The sequence below is a fragment of the Pseudonocardia sp. DxW genome (genome assembly GCF_058448985.1).
Genome location: NZ_JBZFLK010000001.1, coordinates 41,197 through 65,049, shown reverse-complemented (window position 1 = coordinate 65,049; position 23,853 = coordinate 41,197). Strand labels below are relative to the sequence as shown.

The 23,853-nt window shown below is 74.5% G+C and carries 20 protein-coding genes and 1 pseudogene; 13 read left to right on the top strand and 8 right to left on the bottom strand.

What is annotated here, in order from left to right; genetic code table 11:
• Positions 1-21 precede the first annotated feature (21 nt).
• From ACVJO7_RS00295 to ACVJO7_RS00280, 4 genes are read left to right on the top strand one after another with little or no spacing between them, the layout of a single operon-like run.
• A complete protein-coding gene (locus tag ACVJO7_RS00295; RefSeq protein ID WP_491671209.1) occupies positions 22-1,365 on the top strand; it encodes a citrate synthase in 1,344 nt (447 codons plus the stop codon).
• Between the two features lie 33 nt (positions 1,366-1,398).
• Complete coding sequence (locus ACVJO7_RS00290) at positions 1,399-1,809, top strand: TIGR03618 family F420-dependent PPOX class oxidoreductase (protein WP_344025624.1); 411 nt, start codon at positions 1,399-1,401, stop codon at positions 1,807-1,809.
• A 34-nt stretch (positions 1,810-1,843) separates the two neighbouring features.
• Positions 1,844-2,644: an MBL fold metallo-hydrolase gene (locus ACVJO7_RS00285; protein WP_491671208.1), complete on the top strand. Its 801-nt coding sequence runs from the start codon at positions 1,844-1,846 to the stop codon at positions 2,642-2,644.
• Positions 2,641-3,336: a DedA family protein gene (locus ACVJO7_RS00280; RefSeq protein ID WP_491671207.1), complete on the top strand. Its 696-nt coding sequence runs from the start codon at positions 2,641-2,643 to the stop codon at positions 3,334-3,336. The genes ACVJO7_RS00285 and ACVJO7_RS00280 overlap by 4 nt, the downstream gene beginning before the upstream one ends.
• An 87-nt stretch (positions 3,337-3,423) precedes the next feature.
• On the opposite strand, the gene ACVJO7_RS00275 is transcribed toward ACVJO7_RS00280, so the two are convergent.
• Both ACVJO7_RS00275 and ACVJO7_RS00270 read right to left on the bottom strand, forming a co-directional pair.
• On the bottom strand, positions 3,424-4,893 hold the full coding sequence (locus tag ACVJO7_RS00275; RefSeq protein WP_491671206.1) for a S1C family serine protease: 1,470 nt from the start codon (positions 4,891-4,893) through the stop codon (positions 3,424-3,426).
• Between the two features lie 107 nt (positions 4,894-5,000).
• The gene (locus ACVJO7_RS00270) at positions 5,001-6,179 is read right to left on the bottom strand and encodes a thiolase family protein (RefSeq protein ID WP_491671205.1); all 1,179 of its coding nucleotides are present in this window, start codon (positions 6,177-6,179) and stop codon (positions 5,001-5,003) included.
• 304 nt (positions 6,180-6,483) lie between these two features.
• Here ACVJO7_RS00270 and ACVJO7_RS00265 point away from each other — a divergent pair, with 304 nt between their 5' ends.
• Entirely contained in the window at positions 6,484-7,812 is a 1,329-nt protein-coding gene (locus ACVJO7_RS00265) for a TMEM165/GDT1 family protein (RefSeq protein ID WP_491671204.1), read from the top strand.
• A gap of 85 nt (positions 7,813-7,897) precedes the next feature.
• The gene (locus ACVJO7_RS00260; RefSeq protein WP_491671203.1) at positions 7,898-8,719 is read left to right on the top strand and encodes an NAD(P)H-binding protein; all 822 of its coding nucleotides are present in this window, start codon (positions 7,898-7,900) and stop codon (positions 8,717-8,719) included.
• Positions 8,720-8,776: 57 nt separating this feature from the next.
• Here the strand turns inward: ACVJO7_RS00260 and ACVJO7_RS00255 are convergent.
• The 6 genes and pseudogenes from ACVJO7_RS00255 to ACVJO7_RS00230 all read right to left on the bottom strand — a co-directional run bounded on the left by ACVJO7_RS00255 (position 8,777) and on the right by ACVJO7_RS00230 (position 14,338).
• Positions 8,777-9,750: pseudogene (locus tag ACVJO7_RS00255) on the bottom strand (acyl-CoA dehydrogenase family protein).
• A gap of 584 nt (positions 9,751-10,334) precedes the next feature.
• Complete coding sequence (locus ACVJO7_RS00250; protein ID WP_358488790.1) at positions 10,335-10,406, bottom strand: putative leader peptide; 72 nt, start codon at positions 10,404-10,406, stop codon at positions 10,335-10,337.
• Between the two features lie 152 nt (positions 10,407-10,558).
• Positions 10,559-11,728, bottom strand: a complete 1,170-nt coding sequence (sfnG, locus tag ACVJO7_RS00245; protein ID WP_491671202.1) for a dimethylsulfone monooxygenase SfnG — start codon at positions 11,726-11,728, stop codon at positions 10,559-10,561.
• Between the two features lie 216 nt (positions 11,729-11,944).
• Complete coding sequence (locus tag ACVJO7_RS00240) at positions 11,945-12,319, bottom strand: AMP-binding enzyme (protein WP_491671201.1); 375 nt, start codon at positions 12,317-12,319, stop codon at positions 11,945-11,947.
• Positions 12,262-13,647, bottom strand: a complete 1,386-nt coding sequence (locus tag ACVJO7_RS00235) for an AMP-binding protein (RefSeq protein ID WP_491671200.1) — start codon at positions 13,645-13,647, stop codon at positions 12,262-12,264. The genes ACVJO7_RS00240 and ACVJO7_RS00235 overlap by 58 nt, the downstream gene beginning before the upstream one ends.
• Before the next feature lie 67 nt (positions 13,648-13,714).
• A complete protein-coding gene (locus ACVJO7_RS00230; protein ID WP_491671199.1) occupies positions 13,715-14,338 on the bottom strand; it encodes a TetR/AcrR family transcriptional regulator in 624 nt (207 codons plus the stop codon).
• 79 nt (positions 14,339-14,417) lie between these two features.
• On the opposite strand from ACVJO7_RS00230, the gene ACVJO7_RS00225 reads away from it, so the two are divergent.
• The 7 genes from ACVJO7_RS00225 (at position 14,418) to ACVJO7_RS00195 (ending at position 23,812) form a co-directional block, all read left to right on the top strand.
• A complete protein-coding gene (locus tag ACVJO7_RS00225) occupies positions 14,418-15,569 on the top strand; it encodes an acyl-CoA dehydrogenase family protein (RefSeq protein ID WP_491671198.1) in 1,152 nt (383 codons plus the stop codon).
• On the top strand, positions 15,569-17,140 hold the full coding sequence (locus tag ACVJO7_RS00220; RefSeq protein ID WP_491671197.1) for an AMP-binding protein: 1,572 nt from the start codon (positions 15,569-15,571) through the stop codon (positions 17,138-17,140). The genes ACVJO7_RS00225 and ACVJO7_RS00220 overlap by 1 nt, the downstream gene beginning before the upstream one ends.
• Positions 17,140-18,738: an acyl-CoA carboxylase subunit beta gene (locus tag ACVJO7_RS00215; protein ID WP_491671196.1), complete on the top strand. Its 1,599-nt coding sequence runs from the start codon at positions 17,140-17,142 to the stop codon at positions 18,736-18,738. The genes ACVJO7_RS00220 and ACVJO7_RS00215 overlap by 1 nt, the downstream gene beginning before the upstream one ends.
• Positions 18,739-18,746: 8 nt before the next feature.
• Positions 18,747-20,708, top strand: coding sequence for an acetyl/propionyl/methylcrotonyl-CoA carboxylase subunit alpha (locus ACVJO7_RS00210; protein ID WP_491671195.1), 1,962 nt, complete (start codon positions 18,747-18,749; stop codon positions 20,706-20,708).
• Between the two features lie 64 nt (positions 20,709-20,772).
• Positions 20,773-22,263 (top strand): class I adenylate-forming enzyme family protein, encoded by a 1,491-nt coding sequence (locus ACVJO7_RS00205; protein ID WP_491671194.1) that lies wholly within the window; start codon positions 20,773-20,775, stop codon positions 22,261-22,263.
• Positions 22,260-23,018, top strand: a complete 759-nt coding sequence (locus ACVJO7_RS00200) for an enoyl-CoA hydratase/isomerase family protein (RefSeq protein WP_491671193.1) — start codon at positions 22,260-22,262, stop codon at positions 23,016-23,018. The genes ACVJO7_RS00205 and ACVJO7_RS00200 overlap by 4 nt, the downstream gene beginning before the upstream one ends.
• Positions 23,018-23,812 (top strand): TIGR03084 family metal-binding protein, encoded by a 795-nt coding sequence (locus ACVJO7_RS00195; protein WP_491671192.1) that lies wholly within the window; start codon positions 23,018-23,020, stop codon positions 23,810-23,812. The genes ACVJO7_RS00200 and ACVJO7_RS00195 overlap by 1 nt, the downstream gene beginning before the upstream one ends.
• Positions 23,813-23,853 lie beyond the last annotated feature (41 nt).

The window sequence follows — 23,853 nt, the reverse complement described above, 5'->3', positions numbered from 1 at the left end:
AATGTTGATAGCGTCAACCTGGTGGACTTCCTGACGGTCGAGGAGACCGCCCAGCGGCTCGGGGTGAAGCGCGAGACGGTGTACGCCTACGCCAGCCGCGGGCTGCTGACCAGCGTACGGGGCGCCCGGCGGCGGGGCAGCCGGTTCGCCAGGGCCGAGGTGGAGGCGCTCGCCGCGCGCGGCCGGGAGGCGGGCGAACCGTCCGGCGTGGTCGAGCGGATCCGGACCGGGATCACCCTGGTGGCCGACGGCGGACCGTGGTTCCGGGGTGTCCCGGCCGCCGGGCTGGCCGCCCGCGCTGACCTGGCCGAGGTCGCCGCGCTGCTGTGGGACGTGCCCGGCCCGGTCCGGTTCGACGCCGATCCGGAGCTGCTGGCGGTGGCCGGTGCGGCCCTCGCCGCGCTGCCGGCGCGGGCGCGCAGCACCGACCGGTTCCGGGTCGCGGTGGCCGCGGTCGCCGCCGCCGATCCGCTGCGTGCCGACGTGCGCCCGGCCGCGGTGACCCGGACGGCGGCGACGCTGCTGGGGACGGTCGTCGCCGCGCTGGGCGGGGCCGCGTCCCCGGCCGCACCGGCTGCACCGGCCGCACCGGCTGCACCGGCCGCACCGGCCGCACCGGCCGCACCGGCTGCTCCGGCCGCACAGCCCACCCCGGCCGCACCAGCGTCCCCGGCTGCACCGGAGCCGCCGCCCGGGCCCGATCCGGCGGTACTGCTGTGGCCCGCGCTCGCCCGGGACCCGGCCGCCGACCCCGGCACCGGCCCGGACCACCTCCGGGCCGCCCTGGTGCTGCTCGCCGACCACGGTCTCGCCGCGTCCACGGTCGCCGCCCGGGTCGCCGCGAGCACCCTCGCCGACGTGCACGCCGTCGTCTCGGCCGGGCTCGGGGCGCTCGACGGCCCCCGGCACGGCCTCGCCGGGACGCTCGCCCACCGCTTCCTCGCCGAGGCGCTCGACGATCCGCACGCAGCCCTGGCCGCCCGGCTGCGGGCGGGGGAGCGGGTCCCCGGGTTCGGGCACTCCGTGTACCGGGGCGCCGATCCCCGGGCCGTCGCGCTGCTCGATCGGCTGCGCACCGATCCGCGGGCGGACCGGGTGCTGGCCTGCGTCGACGCGCTCACCGACGGGATGGCCCGCGGCGACGGCCCGGCACCGAACGTCGATCTCGCGCTGGCCGCGCTGATGCACGCCCACGACCTGCGGCCGGACGCCGGCGAGCTGGTGTTCGCCACCGCCCGCACCGTCGGCTGGGTGGCGCACGCCCTGGAGGAGTACGCGGAGCCGGGTCCGCGGTTCCGGCCGCTCGGCGTCTACACCGGGCCGCGCCCGCAGACCCCGCAGCACACCCCGCAGCGCCCCGGGTGAGCAGAGCAAGGGACGGTTGGCGAGGATGTCGGCGTGACCCGACGCCGCTCCCTCGCCGACGGCGTCTCCGACACGTTCCTGCAGCTGTGGTCGGAGCGCCGCCCGTGCATCCTCGTCACCACCCGGCGCGACGGCACCCCGCACGCCGTCCCGGTCGGGGTGACCGTCGACGTCGAGGAGCGGATCGCCCGGGTGATCTGCCGCGGCGGGTCGCAGAAGGCCCGCAACGTCGCCGCGGCGGGTCCCGGTGGCGCCCGGGTCGCGGTCTCCCTCGTCGAGGGCCGCACCTGGTCGACGCTGGAGGGCGTCGCCGTCGTCCGGGACGACCCGGAGGCCGTGCGGGACGCCGAGCGCCGCTACGCCGCCCAGTACAAGGAGCCCCGGCCGAACCCGGAGCGGGTGGTGCTGGAGATCGCCGTCGACCGGGTTCTCGGCAACGCCTGACCGCGCACGCCCGGACACGGGGATACTCGGCATCGTGGACCTGCCGGAGACGACCTTCCTCGGCCACAGCACGCTGCGGCTGCGGATGGGTGGACGCACCGTCCTGACCGATCCGCTGCTGACCGCGGCGGTGGGCCCGCTGCGCCGGATGGTGCCCGCGGTGCACCCGGCCGCGCTCGCCGACGTCGACCTGGTCCTGATCTCGCACCTGCACGCCGATCACCTGCACCTGCGGTCGCTGCGGCTGCTGCCCCGCGACGCCGAGGTGGTCGTCCCGGCCGGGGCGACCGGCTGGGTGCGCCGGCGCGGCGTGGCCCGGGTGTCCGGGCTCGCCGTCGGCGAGACCAGGACCTTCGGCGGCCTGCGGGTCACCGGCACCCCGGCCGAGCACTCCGGGCACCGCTGGGGCCCGCGGCTCACGCACGGCCCGCAGGCCGACGCGATGGGGCACCTGCTGGAGGCCGACGGGCTGCGGGTCTACGCGGCGGGCGACACCGGGCTGTTCCCCGGGCTCGACGACGTCGCCGCGCAGGGCCCGATCGATCTCGCGGCGCTGCCGGTGTGGGGCTGGGGGCCGAGCCTCGGGCCCGGGCACCTCGACCCGTCCGGCGCGGCCGAGGCGGTCCGCCGGCTCGCCCCGAAGGTCACCCTGCCGGTGCACTGGGGGACGCTCGCCGTGACCGGCCTCTGCTCGGTGCCCGGCCGGATCGGCGGCCGGATGCGCGAGCTGCTGGTGCACCCGCCGCACGAGTTCGCCGCCGCCGTCACCGCGGCCGGACTGCCCACCCGGCCGCTGGTGGTCGAGCCGGGCGCCCGGGTCGGGGCGACGGTGTGAGCGTGCTGCTGGCCGCGCTCGCGACCGCACCGCTCCCGGCCGAGGAGTGGATCGAGGCCGAGCTGACCCCGGACGCCGGCCGGATCGCCTATCTCGTCGTCGGCGGCGGGGTGCTGTTCGGCTCGATCCTGCCGGTCGTGCCGACCGGCGCGATCGTCGGCGCGGCCGCCGCGACGGCCATGACCACCGACGCGTTGTCCCTGCCGCTGGTGCTCGGGCTGGCCTTCGTCGCCGCGCTGGCCGGGGACGTGGTGACCTTCGCCGTCGCCCGACGGGGCAGCGTCCCGGTGCTCGACGCGGTCGCCGGCGGCCGGTTCGGCGGGGAACGCACCGGGGCGCGGGTGGCGCGGATGCGGGACGCCTTCGCCGAACGCGGCTGGCTGCTGGTGCTGGTCGGCCGGGTCGCCCCCGCCGGACGGGTGCCGACCCTGATCGCCGCCGCCGCGTCCGGGATGGCCTGGGCGAAGCTGCTGCCCGCGGTCGCCGGTGGCGCCCTGCTGTGGACGCTGCTCTACGGCGTGCTCGGCGTGCTGACCGGCAATCTCACCGACTCGCCGCTGGTGGCCGCCGGGCTGGCGGTGGGGCTGGTGGCCGTGGTCGGGACGGTGTCGGCGGTCGTGGGACGGCTGCGCGCGCGGCGCCGCGACCGTCGTGCCCGGGACTCGGGGGACCGGGCCGACGCTCCGCGGTGACGGCCGGGAGGCCGCGGGCCCGGGACGGGCGAGGACCGGCCGGGCGCGACGGGAGGGATGTGCCGCGCCCGGCCGGAGCGGGTGGGGTCAGTTGCCGTCGCCGAACGGGCTGAACCCGAAGGGCAGCTCGCCGCCCGATCCGTCCGGTGTGCTGCCGTTCTGCGCGTTCGCCGCGGCCGGGGTGTCCTCGACGCTGCCGAGGGTGACCGGGACCTGGCGGGCGTCGTTCCCGGTGCCGACGGTCAGCGTGACCTGCTGGCCCGGGGCGAAGTTGCCGATCCGGGCGATCAGGTCGGCGAAGCTCGACACCGGGTACTCGTCGACCTCGGTCACCACGTCGCCCTCGCGCAGGCCGGCCTGCGCGGCGGCCGACCCGGGCTGGACGGCGGCGATCTCCGCGCCGGCGCCGGTGGCCGCGGCCCGCGAGGCCGCCACCGATCCCTGCACGCCGAGCTGCGGCTTGGTGGCGACGCCGTCGGACATGATCTCCTGGGCGACCCGCTTGGCGGTGTCCACCGGGATCGCGAAGCCCAGCCCGATCGAGCCCTGGCTCTGCCCGGTGGTGGCGATCGCCGAGTTGATCCCGACGACCTGGCCGGCCAGGTTCACCAGCGGGCCGCCGGAGTTGCCCTGGTTGATCGGGGCGTCGGTCTGCAGCCCGTTGTAGACGACCGGGGCCTCGCCGTCGCCGCCCGCGGCGACCGTCCGGTTCATCGCGCTCACGATGCCTGCGGTGACGGTGCCGGACAGGCCCTGCGGCGATCCGGTCGCGACGACCTGCTCGCCGACCTGGACGCCCGACGACTCGCCGAGGGTCGCCGCGGTCAGCCCGGACGCGCCCTGCAACCGGATGACCGCGAGATCGTAGCTGGGGGAGGTGCCGACGACGGTCGCCTCGTGCCGGGTCCCGTCGGACAGGGTCACCGTGATCTGGCCGCCCTGGGCGGCGCCGGACACCACGTGGTTGTTGGTGAGCACCTCGCCGTCGGCGGTCAGGATGACGCCGGACCCCTCGGACACGCCCTGCGCCGTGCGGACCTGGATGTCCACCGTGCTCGGGGTGATGGCGGCGGCGGCCCCGGCGATCGAGCCGTCCGCGGCGCGGGCCGGGGTGCCCGGGTCGGCCGCGCTGGCCAGCGTCGGCTGCCCGGAGCCGGACGAGCCGAGCACCGCGTACGCGCCGCCGAAGCCGACCCCGCCGCCGACCAGGCCGGCCGCCAGGGCGAGCGCGACCACGCTGGCACCGAGCCGCTTCGGCGGCTTCGGGGGGTGGCCGCCGTTCGGCGGCGGGAACGGCGGGTACACCGAGGTGGGTGGGCTCCCCGAACCGTGCGCGGGCACGCCCGGCCGGGGGCCGGCCGCCGCCCACTCGGGGGACGGGCTCCGCTGCTCGGTGTCGCTCATCTCGGGTGCCTCCTCTGCGCGGGTGTCGTCGGCGTCGCCGGTGCGCGCGTCGCCGGAACGTCGGTCGGGCCGGGCCGGCCCCGGGCCGCCGCCGCCGTCGGCGGCGGTGCGTCCGTCGGGGCTCCCGCTCGGACCCGGTCCCTGCTCGGTCATGTCAGTACTGTGCGGCCCGACCCTGAGACGAGCCTGTGATCGCGCTGGGAATCGCTGCGGCGTTCGGTGTGATGTCGTGGCAGGCGGCCGCGATCAGGTGCCGCCGGTCACCCGGAGTGCTCGACGAGCTCGACGATCGTGGCGTTCGCGGTGCCGCCGCCCTCGCACATCGTCTGCAGGCCGTAGCGGATCCCGCGGTCGCGCATGTGGTGCACGATCCGGGTGAGCAGCACGGTGCCGGAGGCGCCCAGCGGGTGCCCGACGGCGATCGCGCCGCCCAGCGGGTTGAGCCGGGCCGGATCGGCGCCGAACTCGGCCTGCCAGGCCAGCGGGACGGGCGCGAACGCCTCGTTCACCTCGAAGGCGCCGATGTCGGCGACGCCGAGCCCGGCCCGGCCCAGCACCTTGCGGGTCGCCGGGATCGGCCCGGTCAGCATCCGCAGCGGATCGGCGCCGGACACCGCGCCCGAGTGGTAGCGCACGATCGGGGTGAGGCCCAGCTCGCGGGCCCGCTGCGGGGTGGTGACCAGCACCGCGGACGCGCCGTCGGAGATCTGCGAGCTGTTCCCGGCGTGGATCACGCCGTCCGCGGCGAACGACGGCGTCAGCCCGGCGAGGGTGCCTGCGGTGGTGCCGCGGCGCAGTCCCTCGTCGGCGTCGAAGCCGGGCGCACCGGGGACCGCGGCCAGCTGCCCGTCGAACGCGCCGGAGTCGATCGCGGCGGCGGCGAGCTCGTGCGAGCGGGCCGCGTACTCGTCGAGCTCGGTGCGCGAGAGCTTCCAGTCGCGGGCGATCCGCTCGGCGCCGACACCCTGGTTGAAGTCGGCGTTCGGGAACTCGCCGGAGGTCAGGTCGGCCCGGTAGCGCTCGCGGACCAGCGGCCCGTACGGGCGGCCCAGGTCGCGTCCGGCGCCGAGCGGCACCCGGGTCATCGACTCGACGCCCCCGGCGACGACGACGTCGTACTGCCCGGCGAGCACCATCCCGGCGGCGAAGTCGAACGCCGACTGGCTCGACCCGCAGGCCCGGTTGATCGTCACGCCGGGCACCGTCTCCGGCCAGCCGGCGGCGAGCAGCGCGTACCGGCCGATCTGCGCGGCCTGGTCGCCGACCTGGTTCACACAGCCCCACACCACGTCGTCGACGACGCCGGGATCGATCCCGGTCCGCTGCGCCAGCGCGTCGAGCACGGCCGCCGACAGGTCCACCGGGTGCACCCCGGCCAGCGATCCGTTCCGCTTCCCGATCGGCGTGCGGACGGCCTCGCAGACGACGGCCTCGGGCATGGCGGGTCCTCCTCGGTCACCGGTGACGCGGATTCGTTCGCGACGCTAAGCCATCCGGGCCGGTCCGTGTGAGAGGGCGGTCACAGGATCGGGGGTCGAGCGGATCTGGATCGGTGCGGTAACGTCCACCGGGTACGCGAAGGGGAGTAGCTCCCAACGCTGCGCTCGACATACTGGGCACGCCCTCGGTGGCGGCCCCGGGTGCGGCGGCCTGACCACCACCAGGCGAGCGAGACCTTCGATCCGGCAGTGCCGGATCGAGGATCCCCATTACCTCGATCCGGCGCGAGATCGAGGGATGGACATGGACGGTTTCCTGGTCGCGTTCGCGGTCAGTTTCGGTGTCATCTTCGTGGCCGAGCTCGGCGACAAGTCGCAGCTCATGGCCCTCACGTTCGCGACCCGCTTCAAGGCGATCCCGGTGCTCATCGGGATCACGATCGCCACCTCGGTGACCCACCTGGTCTCGGTGGCCGTCGGCGTCGGCCTGGGCGCGTCGCTCCCGACCGGCTGGATCTCACTGGTCGCGGCGGTCGCCTTCATCGGCTTCGGCGCGTGGACCCTGCGCGGGGACTCGCTCACCGACGACGAGGAGCGCAAGGCCAAGCGGGCCGGCGGCTCGGCGGTGGTCGCCGCGTCGGTCGCGTTCTTCCTGGCCGAGCTGGGCGACAAGACCATGCTGGCCACCATCACGCTGGCCACCCAGTACAACTGGTTCGGCGTCTGGCTGGGCTCCACGCTGGGCATGGTCGCCGCCGACGCGATGGCGATCGTGGTCGGCCGCAAGCTCGGCCAGCGGCTGCCGGAGCGGGTCATCTCGATCGGCGCCGCGCTGATGTTCTTCGTCTTCGGTGCCTGGCTGTTCGTCGAGGCGGTGCCCGAGGTGTGGGGGCCGGACGCCTGGTCGGACGCCGCGGCGCTGATCGACGACCGGGTCGCCGGCTGGGCCGCGGTCCTGCTCGGCGTGCTCGGGGTCGGAATCACCGTCTGGCTCCGGGGCCGCGCGCACCGGGCCCGCGGCGAGCGCCGGCTGGAGGTCGTCCGCACCCCGGGCAGCCCGGCCTGGTGGGCCCGGCTGCTGCTGCTCGTCGCCGCGCTGCTCGGCTTCGGTGCCCCGCTGCTGGTCGCGCTCGGCGTGCTGGAGCCGATCGCGGTGCTGGCCCGGCCGGGTGTCGCGGTCGTCGGGGCCGGGCTGCTGCTGCTCGGGTTCGCGGTGGTCGCGATCGCGACACTGCAGCTCGGCACGGTGTGGCGGCGGTCGGCGACGGAGGCGGGTGCGGCGGTGGCCGGCGGCACCGAGCCCGGCCCTGCTGCCGCCGCAGCTGCACGCCGGCCGGTCCTCGCGACCGGCGGCCTGCACAGCCGGGTGCGCAATCCCGCGCTGACCGGCCTGATCGTGGGCTGCGCCGGGATGCTGTTCATCTCGCCGACGCTGCTCGGTGTACTGGCCGGGGTGCTGATCCTGGTCGCGGTGCAGATCCAGGCCCGCGCGGTGTACGAGCCGGGACTGGGCAGCGCGCTGGGCGCGGAGTACGACGCCTACCGCAGCCGCACCGGCCGCTTCCTGCCCCGGTTGCGCGGGCGCGAGGAGCCGGGCGCGGAGCACGACCCGGATCGCAACCGGACGCACTGAGCCCGCCGATCGTGCGCCACAATTCACCCAGTACACCGTACGGAAATGACGGTACGGTGTATCGGGTGAACCGAAGGGGGTTGTCATGACCATCCTGGTGACCGGCGCGACGGGGAACATCGGACGTCTCGTCGTCGACCATCTGCTGGCGCGCGGCGCCGGTCCGGTGCGGGCGCTGACCGTCGATCCGGTGCGCGCCGCGCTGCCGGACGGCGTGCAGGTCGTCCGCGGCTCGGTCCGGCGGCCGTCGACGCTGGACGGCGTGTTCGACGGCGTCCGCGCCATGTACCTGGCCCCGGTGGAGGAGACGGCCGCCGAGGTGGTCGACCGGGCCACGGCGGCGGGCGTCGAGCACGTGGTGGACCTGTCCGGGGAGCCGGAGAGCTGGTGGGGATCGGTCACCAGCGCGGTGGAGGCGGGCGCCCGGGAGTGGACGCACCTGTGGCCGGCCGACTTCGTGGAGAACGTGAGTGTCTGGTACCCACAGATCCGGGAGACCGGCGTGGTGCGGGAGCCGTGGCCGGACCTGGCGAGCACGCCGACCGCGATGACCGACATCGCCGAGGTGGCGGCCGTCGCGCTCACCGAGGACGGCTATGCAGGCCGCGCGCTCACCCTCACCGGGCCGGAGCCGGTGAGCCGGGTGCAGTCGGTGGCCGCACTCGCCGCGGCCAGCGGCGTCCCGATCGAGTTCGAACAGGTGAGCGAGGAGGCGGCGGTCGCGGCGCTGGAACCTTCGGCCGGCCGGGAGACCGCCGAGTTCCTGGTGCACACCATCCTCGGGTTCCTGCGTGACGTCGAACCGGCCCCCAGCGGCGTCGTCGAGGAGGTCACCGGCCGCCCCGGCACCACGGTGGCGGCCTGGGCCCAGGCGCACGCGGATGAGGTCCGGGCCGCCATCAGCTGATCACGCGTTGTGGAGCGTGGCGCCCACCTGGCGGGCGCCACGCTCCACGAGCGGTGATCACGAGTGCCAGGTCGGCTCCGGCAGCTCGTCACGCAGCAGGCGCGCGCCGACCTCGCGGCGCTTGTAGGCCACCGGATCGTGCAGGGTGTGCGTGCGCACGTTGCGCCAGAACCGGTCGAATCCCAGGTGGGACGCGGTGGCCCGGGCCTTCACCGCCGCGACCCGCACCTCGTGTGCGCCGCGCTGCTCGGCGGTGACGTTCCAGGCGTCCCGGTGGATCTCCAGCGCCTCCTGCGCGACGGCGTCGGCGAGCGCCTCCACCGCCCACAGCTTGGACTGGTAGTCGCCGTAGAGATCGAGCTGGTAGGGCTCGTCGACGGCGCGTTCCTGCCTGCCGTGCAGCCAGGGCCGGGTGGTGCTGCGGGTGTACTCGGCGCCGGTCTCCAGGGCCCCGCGGGCGATGCCCAGGTAGAAGCTGACGAACACCAGCTGGATCGTCGGCACGTTGAGCGTGTTGTAGACCCGCGGCTGGAAGGCGCGGTCGACGAAGCCGGCTGCCGAGGTCCACGGCACCCGGACGCCGTCGACGGTGACGCTGCCGCTCTCGGTGAGCCGCTGGCCGATGTTGTCCCAGTCGTCGTGGAAGGTGATGCCCTCCTCGGCCTCCACCGCCTCGATCTGCTCGGCGTGCCGACCAGGCGGGCGGCCCAGAACCACAGCAGGTGGTAGCCGAGCAGTTGGCCGATCGAGCCGTCGCCCGCGGCGACCTCGCGGATCACCCGGTGGGCGGCCGGCCACTCCTGGCCGCCGCCGTGCTCGACCGGGCCGAGCAGGGTGACCAGGCCGGACTCCTTGAGCAGCGCGACCTCGTCGTAGGGGGTGGCGCCGGCCCGGTCGCGGGCGGCGGCGTCGCGCTCCAGGATCCGGCGGACCTCGCGGGCCCGCTGCAGCCAGCCGGCCTCGTCGGTGGGCGCCGGTGCGGCCGACCAGTCGATCACATCGGATCCGGGGCGGTTCTCGGTCGTGGTCACGGGCATCTCCCTGTCGTGTCGTGAATGCTGGGCAGCAGAATTCGGGCAGCCGGAAGGACCCGTTGTGCACCGGCCACTGCAATGCGGCGAGAAATGCGTGCGAAACGGGGTGGGACGCGGGCCGGTGACGATTCCGGAGGGCGTCGGGTGTCGGGTCGCGGGCCGGATGGCGGGCGGGTGAGCGGGGGCGCCGGGGACGGCGCGGCCGTGGCCGGGTGCATGCCGGGGCCGGGGTTGCGGGTCGGTGCCGGGAGCGAGGCCGGCGCCGAGGGCGGCACCGAGGGCGGCACCAGGAGCCGGCGGCGCACCGAGGTCGGGTGCCGGGCCCCGGACCGGCGCCGAAGCCGGGACCAGCCCCGAAGTCGGCACCAGCCCTGAAGCCGGGACCGGCCCTGAAGCCGGGACCAGCGCCGCGACCCGGACCAGGGGCCGGGCACCGGATCAGTCCCGGCCCGGCGGCCAGGTCAGCAGGAGCCTGACCGCGGCGTCGGCGACCGGACCGGCAGGACGCCCGGCGCCGGGATCAGCGACCGGACCGCCAGCCGGGCCACCGCCGCGACCGGCACCGGGGATCGGCGCCGAGTTCACCGACAGATCGACGACGCCACGCGGGACAGGTCGACGTGACGCCGACGGGTGAGCTCGGTGAACAGCACGTCCTGAATTCTCACGATGTCGCCCCGAAGTGTCAACTCGACATTCCCCGGAATGGGATCCGGCGCACCTGTCCGGTCACCCCGGTGGCGCCCCGGAAATGCGCGAACGGGCCGTCCGTGCGGACGGCCCGTTCGCGGTGGGGACGAGGGGATCAGACCGCCGTCGGCTGCGGCTCGCGGGCCGCCAGCTCGGCCTCCTTCTCCCGGATGATCGGCAGCACCTTCGCGCCGAAGTACTCGACCTCCTCCTGGAAGTGCAGGAAGCCCAGCAGCAGCAGGTTCGCGCCGCGCCGCTTGTACTCGATCGCCCGGTCGGCGATCTGCTCCGGGGTGCCGATGAGCTGCGAGCGGAAGCCGTCGTTGTACTGCACCAAGTCCTCGAACGACGAGTCCGCCCACATCCCGCGCTTGTCGCCGGTGGCGTTCCCGGCCTGCTGCACGGCGTCCCGGAAGCCCTCGACGGCCGGCCGGTTGGCCTTGGCGATGATCTCGCGCAGGGTCTCGCGGGCCTCGGACTCGTCGTCGCGGGCGATCAGGAACGCGTTCAGGCCGAACCGGACGGGCGCCAGGCGCTCGGCGGTCTTGGCGTGGCCGAGCACCTCCGCGACCTGCTCGGTGAAGCCGTCGTAGTCCTTGCCGTTGGAGAAGTACCAGTCGGAGACGGTGCCGCCGTTGCGGCGGGCGGCCGTCGAGTTGCCGCCCTGGAAGATCTCCGGGTGCGGCCGCCCGGGCACGTCGACCGGCTTGGGCTTCAGGTCGTAGCCGTGCACGCGGTAGAAGTCGCCGGCGAAGTCGGCGCCGCCCTCGCCCGCGGTCCAGATCTCGCGCAGCACCCGGATGAACTCGTTCGCCCGCCGGTAGCGCTCGTCGTGCTCGAGCCACGGCTGGCCGAGCGCGGTGAACTCGGCCTTGAGCCACCCGGACACGACGTTGATCGCGATCCGGCCCTTCGTCAGGTGGTCCGCGGTGGCCACCCACTTCGCGAGGACCGCGGGCTCCCACAGGCCGGGGTGCACGGCGGCGATCACCTTGAGCCGCTCGGTGGCCAGGCCCAGCGCGAGCGATAACGCGGTGGCCTCGTGCTGGTGGTCGGCGCCGTAGCTGGCCAGGTAGCGGATCTGGGACAGCGCGTACTCGAAGCCGTTGTTCTCGGCGGTCCGCGCGAGCTTCACGTTGTAGTCGTAGCCCCAGTCGGTGCGCTGCTCGATGGTGCTGGTGACGAGCCCACCGGAGACGTTCGGGACCCAATAGGCGAACTTCAGCGGCTCGGTGAGCTGGGCGTTCAGCGTGGTGTCGAGCGAGCCGACGGTGTTCTCGGACATGGAGGAGATCTCCTGGTGGTCGTCCGCCGTGGGGCGGTCCGGGCGTGCGCGCCCGGGGGAGAAAGTGAGGAAACGGACCCGGTGACCGGCTGGTCAGCGACAGGCCTGGCTCGTGACGACCAGGTGATCGACGTGACGACGGCGCGTCAGCAGGAAGGCGATCACGCACCCACCGAACCCAGGTGGGGCGCGGTTGTCAACCGTGTGGCGCGAAGCTCACGCCCCGCCCGTGCGGTACAGCTCCGCGTGCTCGGCCCGCAGCCGGTACTTCAGCACCTTCCCGCCCACCGTCTCCGGGAGTGCCCCGGCGACCACCACGGCCTTGGGCGTCTCGAACCCGGCGAGCCGCTCCCGGCAGAACGCGAGCAGCTCCGCCTCGTCGACCACGGCGTCCTCGGCCGGGACGACGACCGCGGTGACCGCCTCGCCCCAGTGCTCGTGTGCCAATCCGATCACCGCGGCCCTGGCCACCGCAGGATGCTGGTGCAGCACCGCCTCCACCCGCATCGACGAGACGTTCTCGCCGCCGGACTTCACGATGTCCTTGTAGCGGTCGACCATGATCCGCAGGCCGTCGTCGTCGACCTGCACCGAGTCGCCGGAGTGGAACCAGCCGTCCCGGACGCCACCCGGGTCGCCTCGGGATCGCGGTAGTACCCGGCGGCCATCACCGGGGAGCGGTAGACGGCCTCGCCGGGCTCGCCGCGCACCGGCTCGCTCGCCGCGTCGACGACGTCGGAGGCGAGCAGCGCGCTCGGGACGCCGACGTAGTTCACCGACGGCGCGGTCGCAGCGTGTGTCGCGGGCCAGCGGCTGGGCCAGAACCGGTGGCAGGCGATCGACTCGGTCTGCCCGAAGATGCCGACCGCGACCATCCCGGGCGCGCAGCGGCGCTCCAGGCGGTCCAGCAGCGACGGCGCCAGCGCACCCCAGCCGTAGACCAGCGCGGTCACCGACGTCGCGTCGAGCGCGGGATCGCGATCCAGCTCGTCGGCCAGCAGCCCGACCAGCTGCGGCGACCCGGCCCACAGCGCGGTCACCCGGTGCCGGGCGAGGGCGGCGACGATGTCGGCGGGCACCGGCCGCCTGCCCAGCACGACCGAGCCGCCGGCGAGCAGCGCGGCGTTCGGGAAGATCACGTCGCCGACGTGGTAGATCACCGGCAGGAAGGTGCCGACGACCAGGTCGGACTCGTGCCGCAGCCCGCGCGACAGGGACAGCGCGAAGTTCAGACCGGCGGTCTGGGCGTACTGGTGGGACAGCATCACCGCCTTGGGCAGCGCGGTCGTGCCGGAGGTGAACAGCAGCTCGGCGATGTCGTCGCCGTGCACCGCGACGTCCGGCTCGGTGTCCGGCCGGTCCGCGAGCAGCTCGGTGAACGACGGCGAGCCGGCGACCGGCCCGCCGCCGATCGTGATCGTGGCGCCGACGGCGAGCCCGCACGCCGCGAACGCGGGCTCGGCCCGGGGCCACAGCTCGGCGTCGACCAGCGCGAACCGCGGCTGCACCCGGGTGACGAGCTCGGCGACGACGTCCGGCGCCAGGCCGGGATTGACCGGCGCCGCGACCATCCCGGCCTTCGCGATCCCGATCTTGGCGAGGTACGCCTCGACCGAGTTCTCGCACACCAGCAGCACCCGGTCGCCCGGTTCCAGGCCGGCACCGAGCAGTGCGTGCGCGAACCGGTTCGCCCACCGGTCGCCGTCGCGGGCGGTGACCGCGGCGAACAGGTCGTCGCCGTACGCCCCGGGCTCCCCGGTGAGCACCACCTGGTCCGGGCGGCTCCAGGTGAGCCGCTCCAGGACGTCGCCGGAGCAGGTCCGTTCCCAGCGCTGCACGGCGCGGCGGCCGCGCAGCGTCGTCACGTCGATCGCGCCCGGGTCGGTGCTGCGCTCGGTGCTGCGGTCGGTGCTGCGCATGCCGGTCTCCTTCGTCCGCCGACCGCCGACTATGGCGTGACCGGGACCACTCCGGCAAGCTTTTGAGTTATCTGAAATTCACTTCGACGGGCGGGACGCCGAGGCAACCGTGGGCCATCTCGGCGAGCCGGTCGCTCATCCGCTCCGGCTCCAGGCCGCTGCGGAAGAACAGCGTCGACTGGATCGCCCCGGTGGCCGCGTGCACGGCGAGCCGGAGCTCGGCGTCGGCCAGGTCGGGGCGCAGTGGGGCGAGCACGTGCACCCAGTCCTCGACGTAGTGCCGCTGCCGCCGCCGCAGCGAGCGGCGCTCGTCCGCGGGCAGGGTGTGCGACTCCCGGTGATAGACAGCGAGCTCGGAGCGGTGCGTGAGCGCCACCGCGATATGGTCCCTGACCAGCAACGACAGTGCCTCCGCGTCGGAGTCGGCGCGGTCCAGCGCCGCGGCGGCACCGGCTTCGAGGCGGGCCATGCCGCGATCGAGCAGGGCGACCAGGATCGCCTCCTTGGAGGCGAAGTGCCGGTAGATCCCGGAGCCGACGATGCCCGCCTCGGCGCCGATCTCGGTCATCCCGACGGTGTGGAAGCCGCGGCCGGCGGCCAGCCGGGCCGCCGCGGCGAGGATGCGCTCGGCGCGGTCGGGATCCCGGCGGCGGCGAACGGTCCCGTCGGTGTGCTGAGTTCCCGCGACCATCTGGTCAGCATGGCAGCGAACCGCTAACCTCCGCTACGAGTGAACTGAAAATCACTCACCGAGAGCGTGAGGAGTCGGCGTGGACTTCACCGAGACCGACGAGGAGCGCGACCTGCGGGCCGCGGTGGCCGCGATCGCGGCCTCGTTCGGCAGCGAGTACTACCTGCGGTGCGCCCGCGAGGGGCGGCACACCCACGAGCTGTGGTCGGCGATGGGCAAGGCCGGCTTCCTGGGGGTGAACGTCGCCGAGGCCTACGGCGGCGGGGGCGGCGGCCTGGTCGAGCTGTCCGTCGTCTGCGAGGAGGCCGCGGCGCAGGGCGCCCCGCTGCTGCTCGTCCTGGTGTCGGCCGCGATCTCCGCCGAGGTGATCGGCGAGTTCGGTTCCGAGGAGCTGCGCGCCCGCTGGCTGCCCGGGCTGGCCGACGGCTCCACCAAGGTCGTCTTCGCGATCACCGAGCCGGAGGCCGGCTCCAACACCCACCGGATGGCCACCCGCGCCGAGCGCGACGGCGGCGACTGGGTGCTGAGCGGCACCAAGCACTACATCTCCGGCACCGACGACGCCGAGGCCGTGCTCGTCGTCGCGCGCACCGGGCGGGACGAGCGGGACCGGGCCCGGCTGAGCCTGTTCGTCGTCCCGGTCGACGCGCCCGGCCTGGTCCGCACCCCGCTCCCGGTCGACCTGATCGCCCCGGACAAGCAGCACGTCCTGCACTTCGACGATGTCCGGGTGCCCGCCGGGAACCTGGTCGGCACCGAGGGCGACGGCTTCCGGCAGGTGTTCCGCGGGCTCAACCCGGAGCGGATCACCGGCGCCGCGCTCGGCGTCGGCGTCGCCCGGTTCGCGCTGGCGAAGGCCGCGGAGTACGCCCGCACCCGGCAGGTGTGGGACGTGCCCATCGGCGCCCACCAGGGCGTCGCGCACCCGCTGGCGAAGGCCCGGATCGAGACCGAGCTGGCGGCGCTGATGACCCGCAAGGCCGCCTGGCTGCACGACCACGGCCTGCCGGCCGGCGAGGAGTCGAACATGGCCAAGTACGCCGCTGCCGAGGCCGCGACACACGCGGTCGAGGCCGCCATGCAGACCCACGGCGGCAACGGCCTGGCCGCCGAGTACGGCCTCGTCCCGTACTGGGGGATGGCCCGGTTGATGCAGGTCGCGCCGGTGAACCGGGAGATGATCCTCAACCACGTCGCCCAGCACGGGCTCGGCCTGCCGAGGTCGTACTGATGACCGCCGAGCTCGCCCGCAACCTGATCGGCCGGGTCAACGTCGCCGACGCGCTCACCCGCAGCGCCGCCGCCCGGCCGGACCGGACCGCCGTCGTCGACTCCGGCCGGACGTTCAGCTACGCCGCGTTCGACGCCTGGGTGTCCCGGCTCGCCCGCGGGTTCGCCGCCCGCGGCTACACCCGGGGCGACGCGCTCGCGCTCGCCTCCGGCAACAGCGCCGAGTTCCTCGCCGTCTACTACGCCTGCGCCCGGCTCGGCCTGGTCTGCGTGCCGGTCAACCTCGGCTGGCGCGCCGACGAGGTCGCCTACGTGCTCGGGCACTCGAAGGCCCGCGGGATCGTCGTCGAGGCCCAGCTCCTCGAGACGCTCGCGCCGGCCTGGGAGCAGGTGCCGACGCTCACCGACGTGCTCGTCGCCCCCGGCACCGGTGGACCCGCCGGCACCGGGACCCCGCTCGCGGAGATCGAGGCCGACGGCGGCCCGGTCGAGGTGCTCGTCGAGGACCGGGACCCGCTGTCCTACCTCTACACCTCGGGCACGACGTCGTTCCCGAAGGGCGTCGCGACCTCGCACCTGGCGATCACGATGGAGTCGTTCTCGGCCGCGCTGGACTCCGGCTGGGGCCCCGGCGACCGCTTTCTCGCGATGATGCCGATGTTCCACACCGCGCAGCTCAACGCGTTCTGCACGCCGGCGATCCTGGTCGGCGCGGCGATCCACGTGGTCCGCGGCTTCGAGCCCGGCGCGTTCCTGGACACCGTGCAGCGCGAGCGGATCACCCAGGTCTTCGGGCTGCCGATGATGTACCGGGCGGCGCTGGAACACGACTCGTTCGGCGGGCGCGACCTGTCCGCGCTGCGCCGCGCGGTGTACGCGATGGCGCCGATGCCCGAGCCGCTGATCCGGGCCTGCCTCGACGGGTTCGGCTGCGACTTCGCGCTGCTGTTCGGGCAGACCGAGATGAGCCCGTGCACCACGCTGTTCCGGCCCGAGCACCAGCTCAGCCACATCGGTGCGGTCGGTACCCCGATCACCGGCGTGCAGGTCGCGATCATGGACGCCGGTGGCGCGCTGCTCGGCCCCGGCGAGCAGGGCGAGATCGTCTACCGCGGGCCGTCCACCCTGAACGGCTATCTCGACGACCCCGACGCCACCGCCGAGTCGTTCCGGCACGGCTGGTTCCACTCCGGCGACGTCGGATCGTTCGGCGCGGACGGCGTGCTCTGGTTCGCCGACCGCTCCAAGGACGTCATCAAGACCGGCGGCGAGAACGTGGCGTCGCTGGAGGTGGAGCGCGCCGTCTACGCCGCGGACCCGGGCGTCGCGGAGGTGGTCGTGGTCGGGTTGCCGCACGAGCGCTGGAGCGAGGCGATCACCGCCGTCGTGGTGCCCGCAGCCGGGGCGGACCTCGACCCGGACGCACTGCTCACCGCGCTGAAGGAGCGGCTCGACGGCTACAAGGTCCCGAAGTCGGTGATCGTCGTCGACGCCCTGCCGCGGACCTCGACCGGCAAGATCCGCAAGAACGTCGTGCGCGAGTCGCACGTCGACCACTACGGGGGGCGCTGATGGCCGCACTGCGGTCCGCACTGGACACCGGCTCCGAGGAGTACGCGCGTAACCGGGCGGCGCAGCTCGCCGCGATCGACGCGCTCGACGCGGAGCTGGCGAAGGTCGTCGCCGGCGGTGGCGAGCGGTACCTGGCGCGGCACCGCGAGCGCGGTAAGCTGCCGGTCCGGGAACGCCTGGAGCTGCTGCTCGATCCGGACTCGCCGTTCCTGGAGCTGTCCGCGCTGGCCGCCTGGGGCACTGGCTTCACCGTCGGGGCGTCGCTGCTCACCGGGATCGGCGTGGTCTCCGGCGTCGAGTGCATGGTGATCGCGCACGACCCGACCGTGCGCGGCGGCGCGATGAACCCGTACTCGCTGCGCAAGTCGCTGCGCGCGCTGGAGATCGCCCGGCTCAACCGGCTGCCGGTGATCAACCTGGTCGAGTCCGGCGGCGCCGACCTGCCCACCCAGGCGGAGCTGTTCGTGCCCGCCGGGCGGATCTTCCACGAGCTGACCGAGCTGTCCTCGCTGGGCATCCCGACGGTCGCGCTGGTGTTCGGCAACTCCACCGCCGGCGGCGCCTACGTGCCCGGCATGTGCGACCACGCGGTGCTCGTCGACAAGGGCGCGAAGGTGTTCCTCGGCGGGCCGCCGCTGGTCAAGATGGCCACCGGCGAGGACGCCGACGACGAGTCGCTGGGCGGCGCCGAGATGCACTCGCGGGTTTCCGGGCTGTCCGACCACTTCGCCGTCGACGAGCCGGACGCGATCCGGATCGGCCGCGAGATCGTCGCCCGGTTCAACTGGCGCAAGCACGGGCCCGCACCCTCGTACCCGCCGACCGACCCGCTGTACGACCCGGAGGAGATCCTCGGCCTGCTCCCGCCGGAGTCGAAGGTGCCCTTCGACCCGCGCGAGGTGCTGGCCCGGGTGGTCGACGGCTCCGAGTTCAACGAGTACAAGGCGCTCTACGGCACGTCGCTGGTCACCGGCTGGGCGAGTGTGCACGGCTACCCGGTCGGGGTGCTCGCGAACCACCGCGGCGTGCTGTTCAGCGAGGAGGCGAAGAAGGCGTCCGAGTTCATCCAGATCGCGAACCAGATCGACGTCCCGCTGCTGTTCCTGCAGAACACCACCGGCTACATGGTCGGCGCCGAGTACGAGCAGGGCGGGATCATCAAGGACGGCGCCAAGATGATCAACGCTGTGACCAACTCGCGGGTGCCGCACCTGACGATCAACATGGCGTCGTCGTTCGGCGCCGGGAACTACGGCATGTCCGGCCGCGCGTTCGATCCGCGGCTGATGTTCGCCTGGCCGTCCGCGAAGCTCGCCGTGATGGGTGCGGCGCAGCTGGCCGGGGTGCTGTCGATCGTCGGGCGGGCGTCCGCGGCGTCCCAGGGCAAGCCCTACGACGAGGCGGCCGACGAGGCCCGCACCGCCGCGATCGAGGAGCAGATCGAGGCCGAGTCGCACGCGTTCTACGTGACCGCCCGGCTCTACGACGACGGCATCGTCGATCCCCGCGACACCCGCACCGTGCTCGGGATGTCGCTGTCCGCGGTGCACAACCAGACGATCGAGGGGCGCCGCGGCTTCGGCGTCTTCCGGATGTGAGCGCCGAGATGATCGAGAAACTGCTGGTCGCCAACCGCGGCGAGATCGCCGCCCGGGTGCAGCGCACCGCGCACCGGCTCGGCATCGCGACGGTCGCCGTGTTCTCCGATGCCGACTCCGGCGCCGGGTTCGTGCGCGAGGCCGGCGAGGCCGTGCGGCTGCCCGGCACCGCCCCGGCCGACACCTACCTGCGCGGCGACCTGGTGATCACCGCGGCGCTGGCCACCGGCGCCGACGCCGTCCATCCCGGGTACGGGTTCCTGTCCGAGAACGCCGGCTTCGCGCGGGACTGCGCCGCCGCCGGGCTGACGTTCGTCGGGCCCTCGCCGGAGGCGATCGCCGCGATGGGCTCCAAGGTCGAGGCGAAGGCGCTGATGGAGGCCGCCGGGGTGCCGGTGCTGCCCGGCGTCACGCTCGGCCCGGAGACCGACCTGGCGACCGCGGGGCAGCGGATCGGCTTCCCGCTGCTGGTCAAGGCCGCCTACGGTGGCGGCGGGCGCGGCATGCGGGTGGTGCACGACCCGGCCGCGCTGGCCGACGCCGTCGACTCGGCCCGGCGCGAGGCGGCGGGCGCGTTCGGCGACGGGCTGGTGTTCCTGGAGCGCTACCTGGTCGATCCGCGGCACGTCGAGGTGCAGATCCTCGGCGACGGCCACGGCACTGTCGTGCACCTGTTCGAGCGCGAGTGTTCGATCCAGCGGCGGCACCAGAAGATCGTCGAGGAGTGCCCGTCGCCCGCGGTCTCCGCGGCGTTGCGCGCCGAGCTGGGTGCGGCGGCCGTCGCGGCCGGGAAGGCGATCGGCTACACCGGCGCCGGGACCGTCGAGTTCGTGCTGGCCGGCTCGGAGTTCTTCTTCCTCGAGGTCAACACCCGGTTGCAGGTCGAGCACCCGGTCACCGAGCTGGTCACCGGGCTCGACCTGGTCGAGCAGCAGCTGCGGATCGCCGAGGGCGCCCCGCTGGGGCCCGAGGTGCGCGACGCGACGATCACCGGACACGCGATCGAGGCCCGGCTCTACGCCGAGGACGTCACCGCCGAGGGCTACCTCCCGGCCACCGGCACCCTGCACCGGTTCGACGTGCCGGGCGAGGTCCGGGTCGACTCCGGCGTCGGCACCGGCTCGGTCGTCTCCCCGCACTACGACCCGATGCTGGCCAAGGTGGTCGCGCACGCGCCCACCCGCGGCGCCGCCGCCCGGGCACTCGCCCGGTCACTGGCCGGCGCGGCGCTGCACGGCGTCACCACCAACCGCGACCTGCTCGTCGGGATCCTGCGGGAACCGGAGTTCCTGGCCGGCGACACCGACACCGGGTTCCTGGTGCGGCACGATCCGGTCGCGCTCGGCGCGGGCGCGCTGTCCGCCGACGGGCGCCGGCACGCCGCCGCGGCGGCGCTGGCCGCGCAGGCGGCGCACCGGCGGGACGCCCGGGTGCTGGGCGGGATGCCGTCCGGCTGGCGCAACGTCGGCGGCGCGTTCCAGCAGGTCGGCTACCGGCTGGGGGAGCGCGCGCTGCCGGTCGCCTACCGGTTCCGCCGCGACGGCCTGGACCTGCGGGTCGACGACGAGCCGCTGGCCGTGACCCCGGTGTCGGTGACCCCGGACGCGGTGGTCCTGGAGCTCGACGGGATCCGGCGGACCTACCGGGTGCACCGCGCCGCGGGGGTGTCCTACGTGGACGGCCCGGACGGCTCGGTGGTGCTGCACGAGGAGCCCCGGTTCGCCGACCCGAACGCGGCCACACACGCCGGCTCGCTGCTCGCGCCGATGCCGGGATCGGTGGTGCGGGTGTACGCGGCGGCGGGTGACGAGGTCGCCGCCGGGCAGCCACTCGTCGTGCTGGAGGCGATGAAGATGGAGCACACGATCGCCGCACCCGGGGACGGCGTCCTCGGCGAGCTGCGGGTCGCGCCCGGCGACCAGGTCGACACCGGGCAGGTACTGGCCGTCGTCGAGGAGCCCGGATCATGATCCGCGTTCCGGGAGCGCCCGTGCCCGTACAACGCCGCCACACTCCTGGGACGGGGATCATGGAATGAACATCGCGACCCTGCTGCGCCGTGCCGCGTTCGACCACCCGTCGTCGACGGCGGTGGCGATCGACGACGTCGAGACCGGCTACGCCGAACTCGCCGAGCGGGCCGCCCGGTTCGCCGGTCACCTGCACGGCCGCGGCACCGCACCCGGTGACCGGATCGGGTTCTTCCTGCCCAACCATCCCGACTACCTGGCCGGGTTGCTCGGCACCTGGCAGGCGGGCGCGGTCGCCGTCCCGCTGAACGCACTGTTCCCGGACGCCGCGCTGCGGCACGCGATCACCGACTCCGGCGCCGATCTGCTGGTGCTGCCGGAGTCCGAGGTCGAGCGGGTCCGCGGGCTCGCGCCGGGCGTCGAGCTGCTCACCCTGGGCCCGGCGTTCGACGCGGCGCTCGCCGCGGCGGAGCCCGCACCGGGCGTGACCCCCCGGCTGGACGGCGATGACGCGCTGCTCATGTACACCTCCGGCTCCACCGGCGTGCCCAAGGGCGTCCGGCAGACGCACCGCAACACGCTCGCGCAGGTCGAGGGGGTGATCGACCTCTACCGGCTGACCGCCGACGATCACGTGCTGAACTGCATGCCGCTGTTCCACGTCGGCGGCCTGCAGCTGGCGAGCCTGCCGGTGCTCCTGCGCGGCGGCCGGATCACCTTCATGCCGCGCTGGGACGCCCTGGTCTGGCTGGATCTCGCGCAGCGGCTGCGCCCCACCTACGGCGGCCTGATCTCGACGATGATGATCGACGTCGGGAACCGGACGGTGGACGCGCCGGTCGTGCTGGACTCGTTCCGGATCTGCATGTTCGGCGGCTCCCGCACCCCGACGGCGGCGATCGACCGGCTGCGCGAGGGCACCGGAATCGAGGGCACCGAGATCTACGGCCAGACCGAGCAGAGCGGCCTGGTCGTCTCCTACGCCCCCGGCGAGCCGCGCCGGCCCGGATCGATGGGCCGCCCGCTGGAGCAGGTCGTGCGGGCCCGGCTGGTGTCCCCGGCGACCGGTGCGGACGTGACCGGCCCCGGCGAGGTCGGCGAGCTGTGGGTGCGCGGCGACGCCGTGACCCCCGGCTACCGGAACCTGCCGGAGCTGTCCGCGCAGCGCTGGACCGACGGCTGGTTCCGGACCGGCGATCTCATGTCCCGCGACGACGAGGGCTACCTGTACTACACCGACCGGATCGACGACATGATCGTCTCCGGTGGGGAGAACGTGTTCCCGCAGATGGTCGAGGAGCACCTGGCCGGGCATCCCGATCTCGCCGAGGTCGCGGTGATCGGCACCGCGCACGAGCGCTGGGTGGAGCAGGTGACCGCCGTCGTCGTGCCGAACCGGCCCGGGATCACCGCCGACGAGATCGCCGCCTGGTGCGCGACCCATCCGGACCTGCGCGGGATCGCCCGGCCGCGGCGGATCGAGGTCGTCGAGGAGCTGCCGCGCACCGGCAGCGGGAAGCTGGACCGGCCGAGCCTGCGGGAGCGGTTCCGGTGAGCGTGCGCTACGAGGTCGCCGACCGGGTCGCCCGGCTCACCATCGACCGTCCGGACGCCCGCAACGCGCTGTCCGCCGAGGTCCGGGAGGGCCTGTGGGCGGGGGTGCGCCGGTTCGTCGGCGACGACTCCGCCGCCGTGCTGGTGCTCACCGGCGCCGGGGACCGGGCGTTCTGCGCGGGCGGCGATCTCAAGGAGATGGCCGACGACCGGCTGACGGTCCCGCCGCCGGACTTCCTGCCGCAGTTCGGGCGCAACATCGAGGTGCCGAAGCCGACGATCGCGGCGGTCAACGGCATCGCCTACGGCGGCGGGTTCCTGCTCGCCCAGCAGTGCGACCTGGTGGTCGCCGCCGAGCACGCCCGGTTCGCCGTCACCGAGGTGAAGGTCGGCCGCGGTTCGCCGTGGGCGGCGCCGCTGTCCTGGCTGGTCCCGCCCCGGGTGGCGATGGAGATCCTGCTGACCGGCGACCCGGTGGACGCGCACCGGGCCCGGGAGATCGGCCTGGTCAACGACGTCGTCCCGGCGGCGCTGCTGCACGAGCGGGCGCACCGGCTGGCCGCGCGGATCGCGGCGAACGCACCGCTGTCGGTGCGCGCCGCGAAGCGCACCGCGTACCTGTCGGCGTCGCACCCGCGGGACGAGGCGTACGCGCGGGCCGAGGAGATCTGGGCCCCGGTCTACGCCTCGGCGGACGCCCAGGAGGGGCCCGCCGCGTTCCGCGACCGCCGCACCCCGGTCTGGAAGGGAGCCTGATGCCGATCTCGATGGAGGCGCTCGCCGACGATCTCGCCGCCGAGTCCGCGGTGCTGCGGGAGCTGCTCGCGCCACTGCCCGATCCGGACTGGCGCCAGGACACCCCGGCCACCGGCTGGACGATCGCCGACCAGGTCTCGCACCTCGCACACTTCGACGACGTCGCGGTCCGCGCGGCCGTCGACCCGGACGGGTTCACCGCGGAGCGGGACCGGATCGTCGCCGACGGCGGGATCGCCCCGGACGCGATCGCCGCGTCGTACCGGGAGCTGTCCGGTGCGGCCCTGCTGGCCTGGTTCGACGACGCCCGCCATCACCTGCTGGAGGTGTTCCGCGGGCTCGACCCGGGCCTTCGGGTGCCGTGGTTCGGGCCGCCGATGAGCGCGGCGTCCTCGCTGACCGCGCGGATCATGGAGACCTGGGCGCACGGCCAGGACGTCGCCGACGCGCTCGGCGTCGTCCGCGAGCCCACCGGCCGGCTGCGGCACGTGGCGCACATCGGCGTCGGCGCGCGGGCGTTCAGCTTCGCGGTGCACGGCCGCCCGGTCCCCGACGAGCCGGTCCGGGTGGAGCTCACCGGCCCGGCAGGCGAGGTCTGGACCTGGGGCCCGGCCGACGCCGCAGACCGGGTCACCGGCCCGGCCCTGGACTTCTGCCTGGCGGTCACCCAGCGCAGGCACCGCGACGACGTCGGGCTCGCGGTCACCGGCCCGGCCGCGACCGCGTGGCTGGAGATCGCACAGGCGTTCGCCGGGGCGCCCGGCACCGGACGGGAGCGGGGAGCGGTCAGGTGAGCAGAGCAGAGGGGCGCAGGCCGGTCCGGATCGGGAACGTC